Origin of the sequence: Musicola paradisiaca NCPPB 2511 (assembly GCF_000400505.1) — a bacterium.
Lineage (GTDB): Bacteria > Pseudomonadota > Gammaproteobacteria > Enterobacterales > Enterobacteriaceae > Musicola > Musicola paradisiaca.
The window spans coordinates 208,073-225,089 of sequence record NZ_CM001857.1 but is presented as its reverse complement, the minus strand read 5'-3'; the positions used below and the strand labels follow the sequence as shown (position 1 = coordinate 225,089).

14 protein-coding genes are annotated in these 17,017 nt (G+C 55.7%); 6 read left to right on the top strand and 8 right to left on the bottom strand.

Annotated elements, in window-relative coordinates; translation table 11 throughout:
- Positions 1–173 precede the first annotated feature (173 nt).
- Entirely contained in the window at positions 174–2,198 is a 2,025-nt protein-coding gene (rep, locus tag DPA2511_RS01030) for a DNA helicase Rep (protein ID WP_012763839.1), read from the bottom strand.
- A 172-nt stretch (positions 2,199–2,370) separates the two neighbouring features.
- Between rep and ppiC the strand changes: the two genes are divergently transcribed.
- Positions 2,371–2,652: a peptidylprolyl isomerase PpiC gene (gene ppiC / locus DPA2511_RS01025; RefSeq protein WP_012763838.1), complete on the top strand. Its 282-nt coding sequence runs from the start codon at positions 2,371–2,373 to the stop codon at positions 2,650–2,652.
- Between the two features lie 157 nt (positions 2,653–2,809).
- On the opposite strand, the gene argH is transcribed toward ppiC, so the two are convergent.
- The 3 genes from argH to argC all read right to left on the bottom strand — a co-directional run bounded on the left by argH (position 2,810) and on the right by argC (position 6,099).
- Positions 2,810–4,183, bottom strand: coding sequence for an argininosuccinate lyase (gene argH, locus DPA2511_RS01020; protein ID WP_012763837.1), 1,374 nt, complete (start codon positions 4,181–4,183; stop codon positions 2,810–2,812).
- Between the two features lie 112 nt (positions 4,184–4,295).
- The gene (argB, locus tag DPA2511_RS01015) at positions 4,296–5,069 is read right to left on the bottom strand and encodes an acetylglutamate kinase (protein WP_012763836.1); all 774 of its coding nucleotides are present in this window, start codon (positions 5,067–5,069) and stop codon (positions 4,296–4,298) included.
- Between the two features lie 25 nt (positions 5,070–5,094).
- Positions 5,095–6,099 (bottom strand): N-acetyl-gamma-glutamyl-phosphate reductase, encoded by a 1,005-nt coding sequence (gene argC, locus DPA2511_RS01010; protein ID WP_012763835.1) that lies wholly within the window; start codon positions 6,097–6,099, stop codon positions 5,095–5,097.
- Positions 6,100–6,311: 212 nt separating this feature from the next.
- Here argC and argE point away from each other — a divergent pair, with 212 nt between their 5' ends.
- A complete protein-coding gene (gene argE, locus DPA2511_RS01005; protein WP_012763834.1) occupies positions 6,312–7,460 on the top strand; it encodes an acetylornithine deacetylase in 1,149 nt (382 codons plus the stop codon).
- Positions 7,461–7,549: 89 nt separating this feature from the next.
- The gene (locus tag DPA2511_RS01000) at positions 7,550–8,278 is read left to right on the top strand and encodes a GntR family transcriptional regulator (RefSeq protein WP_012763833.1); all 729 of its coding nucleotides are present in this window, start codon (positions 7,550–7,552) and stop codon (positions 8,276–8,278) included.
- Positions 8,279–8,301: 23 nt separating this feature from the next.
- Here DPA2511_RS01000 and DPA2511_RS00995 read toward each other — a convergent pair whose 3' ends face one another.
- Positions 8,302–9,501 (bottom strand): enolase C-terminal domain-like protein, encoded by a 1,200-nt coding sequence (locus DPA2511_RS00995; RefSeq protein ID WP_012763832.1) that lies wholly within the window; start codon positions 9,499–9,501, stop codon positions 8,302–8,304.
- A 307-nt stretch (positions 9,502–9,808) separates the two neighbouring features.
- On the opposite strand from DPA2511_RS00995, the gene DPA2511_RS20825 reads away from it, so the two are divergent.
- The 3 genes from DPA2511_RS20825 (at position 9,809) to ppc (ending at position 14,142) form a co-directional block, all read left to right on the top strand.
- Positions 9,809–10,870 carry a PTS transporter subunit EIIC gene (locus DPA2511_RS20825; protein ID WP_404821620.1) on the top strand — a complete coding sequence of 354 codons (1,062 nt, stop codon included), beginning with the start codon at positions 9,809–9,811 and terminating at the stop codon, positions 10,868–10,870.
- A 22-nt stretch (positions 10,871–10,892) separates the two neighbouring features.
- Positions 10,893–11,183: a hypothetical protein gene (locus DPA2511_RS24195; protein WP_404821610.1), complete on the top strand. Its 291-nt coding sequence runs from the start codon at positions 10,893–10,895 to the stop codon at positions 11,181–11,183.
- A gap of 316 nt (positions 11,184–11,499) precedes the next feature.
- The gene (gene ppc / locus DPA2511_RS00985) at positions 11,500–14,142 is read left to right on the top strand and encodes a phosphoenolpyruvate carboxylase (RefSeq protein WP_012763831.1); all 2,643 of its coding nucleotides are present in this window, start codon (positions 11,500–11,502) and stop codon (positions 14,140–14,142) included.
- A 71-nt stretch (positions 14,143–14,213) separates the two neighbouring features.
- On the opposite strand, the gene DPA2511_RS22300 is transcribed toward ppc, so the two are convergent.
- The 3 genes from DPA2511_RS22300 to udp all read right to left on the bottom strand — a co-directional run bounded on the left by DPA2511_RS22300 (position 14,214) and on the right by udp (position 16,845).
- Positions 14,214–14,696, bottom strand: a complete 483-nt coding sequence (locus tag DPA2511_RS22300; protein WP_012763830.1) for a hypothetical protein — start codon at positions 14,694–14,696, stop codon at positions 14,214–14,216.
- Positions 14,697–15,159: 463 nt separating this feature from the next.
- The gene (locus DPA2511_RS00970; protein WP_012763829.1) at positions 15,160–15,942 is read right to left on the bottom strand and encodes a tyrosine-protein phosphatase; all 783 of its coding nucleotides are present in this window, start codon (positions 15,940–15,942) and stop codon (positions 15,160–15,162) included.
- Between the two features lie 144 nt (positions 15,943–16,086).
- On the bottom strand, positions 16,087–16,845 hold the full coding sequence (gene udp, locus DPA2511_RS00965) for a uridine phosphorylase (protein WP_012763828.1): 759 nt from the start codon (positions 16,843–16,845) through the stop codon (positions 16,087–16,089).
- Positions 16,846–17,017 lie beyond the last annotated feature (172 nt).

The window sequence follows — 17,017 nt, the reverse complement described above, 5'->3', positions numbered from 1 at the left end:
CCGGCGGGCCTGAGCCGGCAGCCTCGCGCGCTCGTGTCTCCGTCCCCAACGCCGCGATCGCCGTGAAGAGGGGGGCGGTGTATCTGTCGATTTCAGGACAACATGGAAAGGTTCGACGGTTCTTATACGGCAGAGGCCCACGCCAACGGCGCTGTCGCACGGCATGGCAGCGACTATGGTTTATCTCTGGCTTTGGCTAATTGCGCCCGCAGGTTGGCCAGGTGGTTTTGCCCCTTCTGCATCCGCTCCTGCGGCGAAACCTCGCGGCGACCGCTTTCCCACACCACATCGTCCTGCGGCAGTTCCAACAGAAAACGGCTCGGCTCCGGACGCACCAGCTCGCCGTATTGCCGACGTTCACGACACAGAGTAAACGTCAGCGCCTTCTGTGCTCGGGTAATGCCGACATACGCCAGCCGACGTTCTTCGTCGACATTATCCTCATCAATGCTGGTCTGATGCGGCAACAGCCCTTCCTCCATACCGACCAGATACACGTAAGGAAACTCGAGACCTTTCGATGCGTGCAACGTCATCAACTGCACCTGATCCAATTCTTCCTCACTCTCGTTGCGCTCCATCATGTCGCGCAAGGTAAAGCGCGTCACCACCTGCGTCAGGGGCATCGGCTCATCCAGATCGCTGCCCTCCAGCATTTCCGTCATCCAGGTAAACAGCTGGTTGACGTTCTTCATCCGCATTTCCGCCGCCTTGGGGCTGGTGGAGGTTTCATACAACCAGCTTTCGTAATCCAGCCCGTGGAGCAGATCGCGCACCGCCTTCACCGGTTCACGCTCCGCCAGACGCGCGATGTCGTCCATCCAGCGGGTAAAACGCTGCAACGACTCCAGACCACGGCCGCTCAGCGTTTGGGACAGCCCTACGTCGAAGCTGGCGCTAAATAATCCCCGGTTACGCTGCCGGGCCCACTCCCCCAGTTTTTGCAACGTGGCGGGGCCAATTTCCCGCTTCGGCGTATTCACGACACGCAGAAAGGCGCTGTCGTCGTCCGGGTTGGTCAACACCCGCAAGTAAGCCAGCAAATCTTTGATTTCTGGCCGGGAAAAGAACGACGTTCCGCCGGAAATGCGATACGGAATACGGTTTTGCATCAGCACTTTTTCAAACAGGCGCGATTGATGATTCCCGCGATACAAGATGGCGTAATCGCCGTACTGGGTTTTGTTGATGAAGTGATGAGCGATCAGCTCCCCGACTACGCGCTCGGCCTCATCATCTTCATTATTGGCGGTGATGATCTTCAGCTCGGTGCCGTACCCCAGCTCCGAATAAAGCCGCTTTTCAAACACATGCGGATTATTGGCGATCAGAATGTTGGCCGCCTTGAGGATACGGCCGGAGGAGCGATAATTCTGCTCCAGCTTGATAACCTGCAATGCAGGGAAATCCTGCTGGAGCAGCGACAGGTTTTGCGGGCGAGCGCCGCGCCAAGAGTAAATCGACTGATCGTCGTCGCCCACCACGGTAAAACGCGCCCGCGCGCCCACCAGCATTTTCACCAGTTCATATTGACTGGTGTTGGTATCCTGATATTCGTCCACCAGCAGATAACGAATACGCTGCTGCCAGCGCTCACGCGCCGGCTCGTCCCGTAGAAACAGTAGCGTCGGCAGCAGAATCAGGTCATCAAAGTCGAGCACATTGCAGGCACGCAAATGGTCGTCATACAGGCGGTAGCAGTGAGCAAATAGGCGGTCGCGTTCCGAACGCGCCATCCCCATCGCCTGCTCCGGCCCCATCAGATCGTTCTTCCAGTTGGAAATGGCGGAAATCAGCTGCTGCAACAAATCTTTATCGTTTTGCAGCCATTGTTCGGTGAGCTCTTTCAGCAGCGCCAACTGATCCTGATCGTCGAACAGGGAAAAGTTGGATTTCATTCCCAGCGCCAGATACTCGCGTTTAATAATCTCCAGTCCCAGCGTGTGGAAAGTGGCGATCATCAGCCCGCGCGTTTCCTTGCGCCCCAGCGTCTGCGCAACGCGCTCCTTCATTTCGCGGGCCGCCTTGTTGGTAAACGTCACGGCGGCGATGTGCCGCGCCTGATAGCCGCAGGTGCGAATCAGATAGGCGATTTTTTGGGTAATGACGCGGGTTTTACCGGAGCCGGCCCCAGCCAAAACCAGACAGGGACCGGAAACCGACTCGACGGCATGTTGTTGGCTGGCATTCAGACGCATGACGTATCCTGCTCATTGATCAAACGGAAGAGGATTGTAGCAAAACTCAGAGCGCTGTCCCGCTATTACGCAAGCTGGCGGCGGCGAGCTGGAATCCACAGCGCACTCTCATTTGTCTCCGACAGCGCTGTGTTACACTGCGGGCCATTTTTCCCATTTATGGAGATGATCGATGGCAACGACCGCTGCAGCATTGCATATTCTGGTAGATACGGAACAACAGGCTCACGACCTGCTGGCGCAACTGGAACAAGGCGCAGACTTTCAACAACTGGCGCAAAAGCACTCGACTTGCCCATCCAGGCGGAACGGCGGCGATCTGGGGGAATTTCGCAAAGGGGATATGGTGCCGGCCTTCGATAAAGCGGTGTTCTCCTGTGAACTGCTGAAACCGTTCGGGCCGGTAAAAACCCAGTTCGGCTACCATCTGATCAAGGTGCTATACCGGAACTGAGCCACCTCGCCGAACCCCGTCCGGGCCAAAAAACATCGGGATGAGGTTCCCCAAAGGGTGCCACATCCCGAAAGTTCGGTAAAACAGCATAACCGTTTCGACGGCTACGGTTATCCCGCCGTCGCGGCAGCGAGCCCTATCGCCGCCGGACTCGGCATCAGGCCAGACGCTGTTTCGCTTCGGCGATGGCGCGCGCCACCTGTTGCGGCGAGACGCCGCCCTGTGCAGCACGTTTTTCCAGACAGGATTGCAGCGACAAACACGGATAGACGTCGTCCCCAATCACCGCGCTGAACTTCTGCAATTCGGACAACGGCAACGCTTCCAGTGCCTTGCCCTGACGAATGGCTTCCACCACCGCTTCGCCCACGATGTGATGCGCTTCGCGGAACGGCACCCCTTTGGAAACCAGATAGTCCGCCAATTCGGTGGCGTTGGCGTAGCCCTGCTCGGCGGCTTCTTGACAACGTGGGCGTTTCACCTGAATACCTTCCAGCACCAGCGCCGCCATCAACAGGCAGTCATGCCAGGTATCCAGCGCGTCGAACAACCCTTCTTTGTCTTCCTGCATGTCTTTGTTGTAGGCCAGCGGCAGACCTTTCAGCGTCACCAGCATACCCGCCAGCGCGCCCTGCACGCGGCCGCACTTGCCGCGAATCAGTTCCAGCGCATCCGGGTTTTTCTTCTGCGGCATCAGCGACGAGCCGGATGTCACGCGATCAGACAGCTCCACAAACGCGGATTCCCCGCTGTTGAAGAAAATCAAATCTTCCGCAAACCGGGACAGGTGCACCATACCGATAGAAGCATCGGACAACAGTTCCAGCACATGGTCGCGATCGGAAACGGTGTCCAGGCTGTTGCGGGTGGCGGAAGCGAACCCCAGCCAGCCCGCCAACTGCTCGCGGTCAATAGGATAAGCGGTGCCCGCCAGCGCGCCGCAGCCCAGCGGGCTGACGTCCAGGCGTTTCAGCGTGTCTTCCAGACGACTTTCATCACGCACCAACATTTCGTGGTAAGCCAGACACCAGTGGGCGAACGTCACCGGCTGGGCGCGCTGCAGATGGGTATACCCCGGCATGACAGCGTCCTGATTGACTTCGGCGGTGGCCACCAGCGCCGCGCGCAGATGGCGGACGGCCTGCACCATTTCACCGACCTGCGCTTTGCACCACAGTTTCAGATCGGTGGCGACCTGATCATTGCGGCTGCGCCCGGTATGCAGTTTCTTGCCTAAATCACCGACCTTCTCGATCAACCGCTGCTCGACCCAACTGTGAATATCTTCGGCATCACTGTGCAAAATCGCCTGCGGGTCAGCCTGCACCTCTACCAGCAGCGTGTTGAGCGCCTGCTCCAGTTGCTGTTGTTCCTGCACGGTCAACACGTTGACCGTCACCAGCGCTTTCGACCAGCCAATGGAGCCGACGATGTCCTGCTCCGCCAGACGGTAATCGAACCGCAGTGAGTCATTAAACTGTTTGAAACGCTGATCCGCTGCCTGCGTGAACCGTCCGCCCCACAAAGCCATAACGTAAACTCCTGGTATCTCTGATGATGGCGGGCCTTGTTCCCGACGGCCCGCCGATAATATGTTGCGCATCTTTCCGCCCGGTGGCGGAAACACTCACGATGACGGGCGATCAAGCCAGAATGCGGGTGCCTATCGGCACGCCATTGAACAGCGCCGGGAGTTGATCGGCATGGCGCCAGCTGGCGATATCCACCGGACGACCCAGCGCGCGAGCGGCGTCCAGCGCGGCATTCACTTTGACAATCATGCCATCGGTGATGATGCCTTGTGCTATCAGCGCTTCCGCTTTCTCTGCGGTCATTTCGGCGATGCGCTGCCCTTTACCGTCCAGAATCCCACTGACATCGGACAGCAGAATCAAATCGGCGCCCAGCGTTTGCGCCAGTGCAGTCGCGGCCTGATCAGCGTTAACGTTCATCAGTTCGCCCTCGGCGGTAATGCCGATGGAGCTGACCACCGGCAGGTAGCCTGCCGCCAGCAACGTGTTGATCAACGCCGGCGACCCGGCCTCGGCTTTACCCACATGGCCCAGTTCTTCGCTCAACTGCGTTACCGAGGTGCTGCCGCCATCCGCCAGGCTCAGCCCTACTGCGTTGATATCATGGCGAATCGCCCAGGCCAGCAGGGTTTTGTTGGCGGAACCCGCCAGCGCGCCGGTAATGATGTCGATTTGATCCGCCGGCGTAACGCGCAGACCATTTTTCTTCACCACCGGCAGGGAGAGTTTCTTCATCAGGTCGTCCACCAGACAACCGCCGCCGTGCACGATCACCAGCGGACGCTGATGCTGCTGACGATATTCCACCAGCGCGGTGAACAGGCGCTCCAGCGCCTCTTCGCTATCCAGTAACACACCGCCGAGTTTGATAATTAACGGATTCATGGGTCTTTGCGCCTCAGGGATTGAATCAGAGTAAAGATTGGGTTTCCGGGAAACCAAAACGAATATTCATACATTGTACCGCCTGGGCCGCCGCGCCTTTCAGCAAATTATCTTCGGCTGCGACCACGATCAGGTGTTCACCCTGCACCGCGAAGCCGATATCGCAGAACGGCAAGCCCACCACGGATTTCAACGCCGGAACGCCTTTTTCATACAGGCGCACCAGCGGTTTATCGTGATAGGCGTTGTGATAGGCTTCCGCCACGTCCTGCGCGGTCACGCCCGGTTGTAGGCGGCAGGTAATGGTAGCCAGAATGCCGCGCGGGAAGTTGCCCAGATGCGGCGTGAAGATCACCGGAATCCCCAGATGCGTGGCGATTTCCGGGTGATGACGATGGTTGAAAATACCGTAGGGTTGCAGGCTGACTTCACAGAAACTGTTGGTCATGGAAGCCTTGCGGCCGGCGCCGCTCACGCCGCTGGTGGCGTCGATGACCGGCCACTGTTCAGGGTTCAGCAAACCGCCTTCCACCAACGGTTTCAAGGCCAGTTGGGAAGCCGTGGGGTAACAGCCCGGTACGGCGATCAGCTGCGCCTGACGGATATTGTCCGCCTGCCACTCCGCCAAACCGTACACCGCCTGCGACAGCAGATCGGCATGTTGATGTTCGAAACCGTAGTAACGGTTGTAGAATTCCGCATCCTGCACGCGAAACGCACCGGATAAGTCAAAAACCGTACAACCGGCGGCCAGGAACTGCGGCGCCAAGTCGTGACTCACTTTATGATCAGTGGCCAGAAACACCACGTCGACGCCTTTGGCGGCTTCCGCGACGTCGGTCAGCGGTTGCACCGGCAGCTCAATGATGCCTTTTAATTGGGGATGCAGATCGGAAATGCGTTTTCCCGCATCTACACTTTGCGCGGAAACCGCCAAAGCGGTTATGTTCATCTGCGGGTGACGGTTCAGGTACAGTGCCAGCTCAGCGCCGGTATAGCCACTTGCACCCACGATCAACGTATTCAGCATGTATCCGTATACCTTAAATTGCTTATGTTTGTGGAACAGGGAGCAGGCTCACCAGCGCAGCCACGCCGTTCACCCACAAGGTCAGGAAAAGCATTATGCGGCATTTTGCCCCGCCGCTATAGCTTACGATTTCCTTTCACCCGACATTATTGTATTTTTATTCAAAATAAATGCATGAATATTGATACTATCCTAACCAGAGGCTGTCAACTGTGAAGATGAATTTACCCCCTTTTATTGAGCTCTATCGGGCGTTGATCGCCACACCGTCCATCAGCGCCACCGATCGTGCGCTGGATCAGAGCAATGAAACCTTAATCAACCTGCTGGCAGGTTGGTTCGCCGATTTGGGTTTTCACGTTGACGTACAGCCCGTGCCGGGCACCTACAATAAATACAACCTGCTGGCGCGTCTGGGCGAGGGTAGCGGCGGGTTGCTGCTGGCCGGCCACACCGATACCGTTCCGTTCGACGACGGCCGCTGGACGCGCGACCCGTTCACGCTGACGGAACACGACAACAAGCTCTACGGGCTCGGCACCGCCGACATGAAAGGCTTCTTCGCCTTTATTCTCGATGCGCTGCGGGATATTGACGCCGACAAACTGACCAGGCCGCTGTACATTCTGGCCACGGCGGATGAAGAAACGACGATGGCGGGCGCCAAATACTTCTCCGAGTCGACCGGCATTCGCCCGGATTGCGCCATCATCGGCGAACCGACGTCGCTACAGCCGATCCGCGCCCACAAGGGCCATATGTCGAATGCCGTGCGCGTTCAGGGGCAGTCCGGTCACTCAAGCGACCCGTCCCGCGGCGTCAACGCCATCGAAGTGATGCACGACGCCATCTCCCACCTGATGGTACTGCGCGACGACCTTAAAACGCGCTACCACAACCCGGCGTTCCATATTCCCCACCCCACCATGAATTTCGGCCATATCCACGGCGGCGACGCCGCTAACCGCATCTGCGCCTGCTGCGATCTGCACATGGATATCCGCCCGCTGCCGGGCATGACGCTGAGCGATCTGAACGGACTGATCACCGAAGCGCTCTCGCCGGTCAGTGACCGTTGGCCCGGCCGTCTCACCGTCAGCGAGCTGCATCCGCCGATCCCAGGCTATGAATGCCCTGCCGACCATGAACTGGCGCAGGTGGTGGAAAAACTGCTGGGGCAGCCGACCGATGTGGTGAACTACTGTACCGAAGCGCCCTTTATCCAGACGCTGTGCCCGACGCTGGTGCTCGGCCCCGGCTCCATCAATCAGGCGCATCAGCCGGATGAATTCCTGGATATGTCGTTCATCCAGCCGACCCGCACATTGATTACCCAATTGGTGCATCATTTTTGTCGGTAGTGATACCCTTGCGGTCAACGGTAATCCTTTGTTCGCATTTACAGCGCCGCCTCGCTCAGGCGGCCACGTTCACCGGGCGCACGATCACGATGAAGAAGAAAGACTTTATTGCACAAGATCTACTGAGCAAGATTTACCAGCACGCCGCACTGCGGCCGGAACAGCGAATGTCAGAAAAACTGCCACCGGAGCGCACCTTAGCGGAGGAATATGGCGTATCGCGTTTTACCATCCGCAAAGCGTTGGAAAAATTGGCCAGCATCGGTGCGATTCGTCTGGTTCAGGGCGCAGGGAATTACATTAATCCGGACATCCGCAACAATCCGTTGGTTTATAACTCCGTTACCGAGAAGAAATTTCATCAGATCGCTTTTCGTCTGCTCAGTTTGCATAAGCGTCTTCCTACCCGTGATGAGCAACAGATGTTCGGCATTTCCGATGCCGTTTTTTTGTGGGAGTTTTGCCGGTTACGGTACGTTGAGAACCAGAAGGTACAGATCGAAGTCTCCAGAATGCCTGCCGACCTGTTTGCCGATATGACCAGGCGTATACCTGAGCAATCCATTCAAAAATACATTCTGGGCAAGGGGTATGAGATTTCTCACTTTTTAACCCATTATCAGGCCGTCACCGTCAATCAGGCTCAGGCGGAACTGCTGGGGTGTAAAAAAGGCATCGCCGCGATGCACATTCTCAATCGCGGCATGCTGAAAGACGGGAGGGTATACGAAGTCAGCGATATCATCGACATCAACTACACCTGCACTTACGTGATTCCCTTCAATCAGGACAACCTGACCTTCCGTCAGTCGACTTGATAAACCGGGTGGGACTAAAAAGACTATGGCGTATGCAACGAACCATCCGGCAGGCGGCTTTGAGTCCATTCGTGCGGCCGATAAACAACGGGAAACGCCTGCGCCACATCCTCCGCCATTTCGACGCCGATACCGGCTTTTTCTATAGGATATAAATACCCGTTATCCGGTATTGGCGAATCAGGGAAAACCCGCCGGGTGTTTTCCGGATAAGCGATATATTCCTGAATCGCCGCATTATGCAGATGGATATTGAGATGTAAGTTCACCGCCGCGCCAATTGGCGTCATATCCGGTGGGCAATGCCATGCCAGCCGAATACCAAAGTTCTGGCAAAATGCCGCCAGTTTCAATGCGGGAGAAATACCGCCTATCTGAGAGACATGGCAACGGATGAAATCAATGTGGCGATGGATCACCAGATCCTGCCATTCCGCCGGATTGTTAAACAGCTCACCTGTCGCCAGCGGCACCGATGTTTGAGCACGGATTTGAGCCAACCAACCGTTCTGTGCCGGAGGAAGAATATCCTCGATGAAGTAAGGTCGATAACCTTCCACCGCCTGGGCAAACTGCACGGCCTGAGACGGAAATAATCGCTCGTGCACGTCATGCAGAATATGAAACTTGTCGCCATAACGTTCCCGTAAGGCCCGGAACATGGACAACGTATTGGCGATGTACTGCTCCTGATCGTAATAGGCGCCGGGCGTCGGCTGGCGCGTGGAATGCAGTTGCTCCGGCGTCCCGCCATAAAAACCCAGCTGGCACCGAATATGCCGATAACCGTCCGCGTAGTGGCGATCGACCTCATCAAACAACCCCGTCAACGTCTCGCTGGCCGCATGGGTATACAGGGTAATGGCATCACGGGATTTTCCTCCGAACAGCTGATACAACGGCATATCAGCCAGTTTGCCTTTAATATCCCACAAAGCCATATCAATGCCCGCTATGGCATTGTTGATAACCGGCCCGTTACGCCAGTAGGCATTGACCATCATCAAATGCCAGAGATCTTCGATATGGTTTGCATCTTTTCCCACCAGCAATGGGCATAAATATTCATCTATCAGCGTTTTCACTGCCAGAGGCCGTTGCTGGAAGGTCGCGCAGCCATAACCAGTAATGCCCTTATTGGTATCGACGATGACTGTAACCAGATTATGTCTGTCCGGTTTAGTGATAAGACATTTAATGTGAGTAATAATAGTCGGAGTCACAGAAACATATCTCCTGGTATTGATAACAAAATAACTGATGGTAAAAACACGTTTTTCGTGACGTGAACCCCTGTGGAATAACATGTTTTTACTTATTTATCCTTGGCTTGTAAAGGTATTATTTTTTGGTCTAAAAAACCCACTATTTTTTAATTAAAAACCATACCAATTTTAAAAAAAACACATAACACCCGTATTAAAAGGGAAAATGAGACAATCATCATATTTTATTGGTTTGTTTTTAATAAAACAGCCCTCTATCATCAAAGCCGTTGTTTTTGACAATAATGATAATGAGGATTTATTTATGGGGAAAAATAAAATCGTCCAATCAATTATTAATCTGATTGGTGGATCGGAAAATATTAATAAGTCCTGGCATTGCATGACACGGCTTCGTTTTGATGTTCTTCGTGAAGAAAAAATAGATATCGACGCTATAAAAAAGCTTCCTGGAATATTAGGCGCACAATATCAGAACGATCAGTTTCAAATTATTATCGGCCCGCAAGTCGCAGAATACTACGCGGCGCTGACACAAAGCCTGTCAGAAAACACGGCTGAAAATACGGAAAAGACCTCCCATACGGCATCAAAGAAAGGCCTCATTTCGCTGTTCATGGATACTGTTTCCGGTGTATTTGGCCCAATTGTACCGGCTATTGCCGGTGCCGGGATGATCAAAGGGCTGCTGGCAGGTCTATTGGCCATGAAAATCATCTCCACCAAGACCGACACCGTTATCATCATCGACCTCATTGCCAGCGGCGTGTTTTATTTCCTGCCCTTCTTTCTGGCGATTTCTGCGGCTCGCATGTTCAAAACCAATGAATATTTGGCTGCGGCGATAGCCGCCTGCATGATGTACCCCTCACTCATTGAGGCGGCTAAAGCGCTGGCCAGTAAAACACCGAACGCCGCCGACACCTTCTATTTTCTCGGCCTGCTGCCCATACCGGTGTTTAACTACTCAGCCAGCGTCATACCGGTGATATTTTCCGTGCTGGCCTTGAGCTATATCCATCGCGGGGTCGATCGCATCATGCCTGCTGTACTCAAAACGGTGTTTACCCCAACACTGACATTGTTCATTACCGCGTTAGTTTCACTGACGATCATCGGCCCATTGGGGATCCACTTTGGTAAAGGACTCGCCTGGCTGATTCAGGGATTGTTCGACCTTTCCTCCGTGCTCGCGGGCCTTGTTGTTGGCGCTATCCGTCCGGTGGCGATCCTGACAGGCATGCATCACGCCATGACACCTATCGCATTACAAAATTTTGCCGAAAAAGGCTACGACATGTTGATGCCAATGATGTGCATGGCCAATATGGCGATTGCCGGGGCAACGTTCGCTATCTTTCTATGAAAAAACACGGCAGGATAAATCGGTGGTACTGTCTGCGGCGGTTTCTGCGCTTTTGGGCATCACCGAGCCGGCGCTGTTTGGCGTGCTCACCAAATATAAAAAAGCGTTTTTGTCCGCGACGATTGCCAGCTCTGTTGCATCCGCGTTCATTGCTTTCTTCGGCGTGCGGCTGTTCGGATACATCCTGTCCAGCGTATTCAGTTTGCCTGCCTACATTGGCCCTTACTTCATCTATGCCATTAGCGGCGTCCTCATTTCCCTGATACTTTCTTTTTCGCTGTCTTATTGCCTGGTCGTCAGGAAAAACCGCTGATCGTTACCATCCGGCGCATCCTTGCTGACGCGCCGGACACGCTTTCCCCGCCCCACTGAATTTGCACCGACATGACATGGTATCCCCGCCTCGTTTGCTTACTCGTTTCGTGCATAAAATAAGCCGTGCTTATCTACAAGCTTTTGTAATTAAATTTCACAAATTGCTTTATCACCTGTTAAACAGGTACAACAGAGGAGATGTTGTCACATTCATTGACGAACAGAGCAGGTCGTGGCTAGATAATCACCAGTATCCACATATTTTGTGTGGTGTAAAAAACTTACAGAATAGAGAGAAATGGGTCAGGGTTACTATGAATGAAAAATATTCCGCAATGCGAAGCAACGTCAGTATGCTTGGCAAATTGCTCGGAGATACCATCAAGGATGCATTGGGTGAAAACATTCTTGATCGTGTTGAAACGATTCGAAAACTGTCCAAAGCGTCCCGCGCCGGCAGTGAAAAACATCGTCAGGAACTGCTGACTACCCTGCAGAACCTGTCCAACGACGAGCTACTGCCTGTCGCCCGCGCTTTCAGTCAATTCCTCAACCTGACCAATACCGCCGAGCAATATCACAGCATCTCTCCGCATGGCGAAGCCGCCGGCAACCCTGGGATGCTGGCCGATGCATTCCGCAGCCTGAAAAGCCGCGATAACCTGAGCGACAGCGCCATCCGCGAAGCGGTGGAATCTCTCTCTATCGAACTGGTGCTGACCGCACACCCAACGGAAATTACCCGTCGAACCCTGATTCACAAGCTGGTTGAGGTCAATACCTGCCTCAGCCAGCTCGACCACAACGATCTGGCCGATTACGAGCGTCACCAGATCATGCGCCGTCTGCGCCAGCTGATCGCTCAATATTGGCATACCGACGAAATCCGTCGGGATCGTCCAACGCCGGTGGATGAAGCCCGTTGGGGCTTCGCCGTAGTGGAAAACAGCCTGTGGGACGGCGTGCCCGCATTTCTGCGCGAACTGGACGAACAGTTGGAAAACGCTTTCGGCTTCCGTCTGCCGGTGGAGTCGGTGCCGGTACGCTTTACCTCCTGGATGGGCGGCGATCGCGACGGCAACCCGAACGTGACGTCGGAGATTACCCGCCACGTACTGCTGTTGAGTCGCTGGAAAGCCGCCGACCTGTTCCTGCGTGATATCCAGGTACTGGTGTCCGAATTGTCGATGACGCAATGTACGCCGGCGTTTCGGCAGTGGTTAGGATGCGGAGAAGAAGAGCAGGAACCGTACCGGGTCGTGATGAAACACCTACGCGCCCAGCTCAGAGAAACACTGACGTATCTCACCGCGCAGGTGAAAGGTGAAGCCGCTGCGCCGCCGAAAGATCTGATCACCCATAACCAGCAACTGTGGGAGCCGTTGTACGCCTGTTATCAGTCGCTGCACGCCTGCGGCATGGGCATCATCGCCGACGGTCAATTGCTCGATACGCTGCGCCGTGTGCGTTGCTTCGGCGTCCCGCTGGTTCGTATTGATGTGCGTCAGGAAAGTACCCGCCATACCGAAGCCATCGCGGAAATCACTCGCTATCTGGGGTTGGGTGATTATGAGAACTGGTCGGAATCCGACAAACAGGCGTTCCTGATCCGCGAACTGAATTCCAAACGTCCGCTACTGCCGCGTCAATGGGAACCCAGCGCCGAAACCCGCGAAGTGCTGGAAACCTGCCAGGTGATCGCCGAAACGCCGCGCGATGCCATTGCCTCCTACGTCATTTCCATGGCGCGCACGCCGTCCGATGTGCTGGCGGTTCATCTGTTGCTGAAAGAAGCCGGTTGCCCTTACGCACTGCCGGTAGCGCCGCTGTTCGAAACCCTCGACGACCTCAACAACGCCGACAGCGTGATGACGCAGTTGCTGAATATCGACTGGTATCGCGGCTTCATCCAGGGTCGTCAGATGGTGATGATCGGTTATTCCGACTCCGCCAAAGACGCCGGCGTGATGGCCGCCTCCTGGGCGCAGTACCGTGCGCAGGACGCGCTGATCAAAACCTGCGATAAATTCGGCATCGCCCTGACCTTGTTTCACGGCCGCGGCGGTTCGATCGGCCGTGGGGGGGCTCCCGCACACGCCGCGTTGCTCTCCCAACCGCCAGGCAGCCTGAAAGGCGGGTTGCGCGTCACCGAACAGGGCGAAATGATCCGCTTCAAGTTCGGCCTGCCGGAAGTCACCATCAGCAGTTTGTCGCTCTATACCTCGGCGATTCTGGAAGCCAACCTGCTGCCGCCGCCGGAACCGAAACAGGAGTGGCATCACATCATGGACGAGCTGTCGCGCATTTCCTGCGATATGTACCGCGGCTACGTGCGTGAAAACCCCGGCTTCGTCCCTTATTTCCGCGCAGCAACGCCGGAGCTGGAGCTGGGCAAACTGCCGCTGGGTTCGCGTCCGGCCAAACGTCGCCCCAACGGCGGCGTGGAAAGCCTGCGCGCCATTCCGTGGATCTTCGCCTGGACCCAAAACCGCCTGATGCTGCCCGCCTGGCTTGGCGCCGGCGCGGCGTTGCAAAAGGTGATCGACGACGGTCATCAGGATCAGCTGGAAACCATGTGCCGCGACTGGCCGTTCTTCTCCACCCGTATCGGCATGCTGGAAATGGTATTCGCCAAAGCCGACCTGTGGCTGGCGGAGTATTACGATCAGCGACTGGTGGATGAAACACTGTGGCCGCTGGGCCAACAGCTGCGCGAACAATTGGAAAAAGACATCAAAGCAGTGCTGACCATTTCCAACGACGACCATCTGATGGCCGACCTGCCGTGGATCGCTGAATCCATCGCGTTGCGTAACGTCTATACCGACCCGCTCAACGTGCTACAGGCGGAACTGTTGCACCGTTCGCGTCAACAGGACACGTTGGATCCGCAGGTGGAACAGGCGCTGATGGTCACGATCGCCGGCGTGGCCGCCGGAATGCGCAACACCGGCTGACAGGCGGCTTGCATCGTCTGTCACGACAAACCGGGAGCCAATGCCTCCCGGTTTGTTTTCCACTCAGCAGTTCATGCCGTGATATCAACGCCGGACTGCGAATACGGGTCGGTTTGTTCGCCCTGATAGCGCTGCATGATACTCAGCACGGATTGCAGACTGGCGACGGATGCCTGATCGCCATGACTCAGCGCGTTGTCGAGCCCGTCTTGGATCATCTGTCGGTAATTAAACGTACCCTCGGCGTTATTGTTATTAATGCCGTTGCCCGCAGCAGACAGTCCATTCACCGTCATCGATACGAACGTCGTGCTCTCGTCGAACGTCATTTCACCGCTTTGCAATTTGTCGTTAATCCAATCTTTCAGCTCATCTCGCGTCATGTTGGAAAAATCAATCTGCTTCACGTCGACATCTTGGCCGGTACTGTCAAGCCCGGCACTGGCAAGCGCGGTGCGCAACGTGGAGGAAAACGCGCTGTCGCCCGCATCGGCGGGAGATAATGAAGAAAACGCACTCAAACTGGCATAACGGTTATCGGTATCAACGTTCATCGACACTCCTTTCATTCCTAACGGTGTATATCGCTCATTCCCGCAATACAACACGGGTCGGCCGCATCCTCGCTATGCAAGAGAAACGGCGCCAACCGGTACAACACACAATGTCTACGCTTTCCATCCCCCAAACGCCACTCTCCAAAAGGCGACTCCGTCTTCGGCAGAGAAGAGCAACCAATAAAATCGCTAGACGTCGCTGAGATAATCGGGCTGCGACAACCTCGTCTTTGATCCGGACAAAACCAGCGCGTCCGAAGAGTCTTCGCGATTAAACCACCGCAATCGACATCATGCAGGATCCTCGCCGGCGAAACCGCGAGATGAAAGGGGTATCCGCCGCCGGGCACGCCCATCCGCGTTTTCCGCGCAAACCGCTGACATTGGCGGAACTGGCGGAAAGCGAGCAAACCGACGCAGATAATGCGCCCTAACGGGCCGCTGGGGTGGGGACGAGGCGTTATTCCAGATATTTTGCTTTGAGCGCATCACGGGCGCCCGCATCCAACCCGAACTCCTGCGTCAACCAGCCGTCTACCGACCCATAGCGCTCACGCATGGTGTGCAACGCCATCGACAGGAACTCTTCCCGCGCGGAAAGCACAAAGTCAAAACGCCGTAGCGCCTTTTCGCTCAGGCTGGCGGCCAGGTCTTCCAGCAGTTGGCGGCGGAACGGCGTCAGTGTGCGTTCCGTCAACAGATAATCTTCCATCACGGTCTGTTCGTCGGCACCCAACGCGAACAGCACCAGCGCCGAGCCGATACCGGTGCGATCCTTGCCCACCGCGCAATGTTGCACCAGCGCGCCGTCGTCCGGTTGCCGCAGCAGCGCCACCAGATGCTGATACGCTGGGTTGCCGAACGGCAGACGACGATACAGCTCCAGCATAAAAGCGCGAGAATCGAACGCTTCCAGTTTTTCCGAACCGAGCGACTCCAGATTAGCCGTGATTTCATGCCGCAACGGGTTAGCAGGCACCTGATGGTAACGGGCGCCGTCCCACAGGCGATCGGGCCGCAGCGCCGCTTCGTTTTCGTCACGATAATCCACGATATGGGCAACAGGTACACGAGCCAGATGGTCGCAATCGGTATCACTCAACAGATCCAGCGCCCCCGAACGAAACAGTTTGCCGGAACGCACGCGCCGCCCGTCGGAAACAAGAATACCGCCCAGGTCGCGAAAATTGACGCCGCCGTCCAGCGGCAGTAATGAAGGATGATGAAATGAAGATGCAGTCATAGCGTTCCCTGAAATACGTCGAAATAGAGTCTGAAACTATCTGATAATTCTATTAAGGCAGCATGAAGTCCGGAGCTCGGGACACCTGTCGTACTGTTCTGACGGGGAAGCAAATCGGGCCGGGCACGCCCGGCCCTGTAGCCATCAGGCCAGCAATTTACGCGCCGCCGCCAGCACGACGCTAACCGAGATACTCTCCGCCTGTTTCATGGTGGCGGCATCAGGAATTTCCTGCTGAGTGCGGTTGACGATCACCCCGGCCACCATCCCGGCGTATAGCCCCTGGCTGGCGCACATGGTCAGCAACGTCGCGGATTCCATTTCATAATTCAGCACGCCCATGCTCTGCCATTCCGCCATGGAGCCCTGAAAACGACGCACGACCCGGCCGGAGTAAGTATCGTAACGCTCCTGGCCCGGATAAAACGTATCAGAAGAGGCCGTCACGCCGACATGCAGCGTTGTGCCGGCTTCTTTGGCGGCGTCGACCAGCGCAGACGTACAGGCGAAATCCGCCACAGCGGGGTACTCCAGCGGCGCAAAATGCAGGCTGGCGCCGTCAAGACGCACGGCGGCGGTAGTCACCAGTACATCCCCTACCGCAATATGCGGCTGAATGGCGCCGGTGGTGCCGACTCGCAGAAACGTGCGCACGCCAAGCTGCGCCAGCTCCTCCACGGCAATCGATGTCGAAGGCCCGCCAATGCCGGTGGAACAGACAATCACCGCTTTACCGGCCAACTCGGCGCGCCAGGACGTGAATTCCCGATGCGAAGCCAGAAAAACCGGGTTATCCATCAGCCGGGCAATTTTCTCCACCCGAGCCGGATCGCCAGGAACAATCGCCAGCGTCGCCCCCTGTAAATCATTTTTTGTTAAACCGAGGTGAAACACATCAGACATAGCAACCTCCCAGTAGGCTATAGGGTACGCCAGGATCCTAGCGCAGAACCCCTCGATTTTTAGTGAACTCCATCATTCATTGAAAAGTAACGGATTTATCATTACAACAAAAACGTGATATTAGTCACAAAATAAACGCTAATATGCCCATTATGTAGTCAAACACGCTATG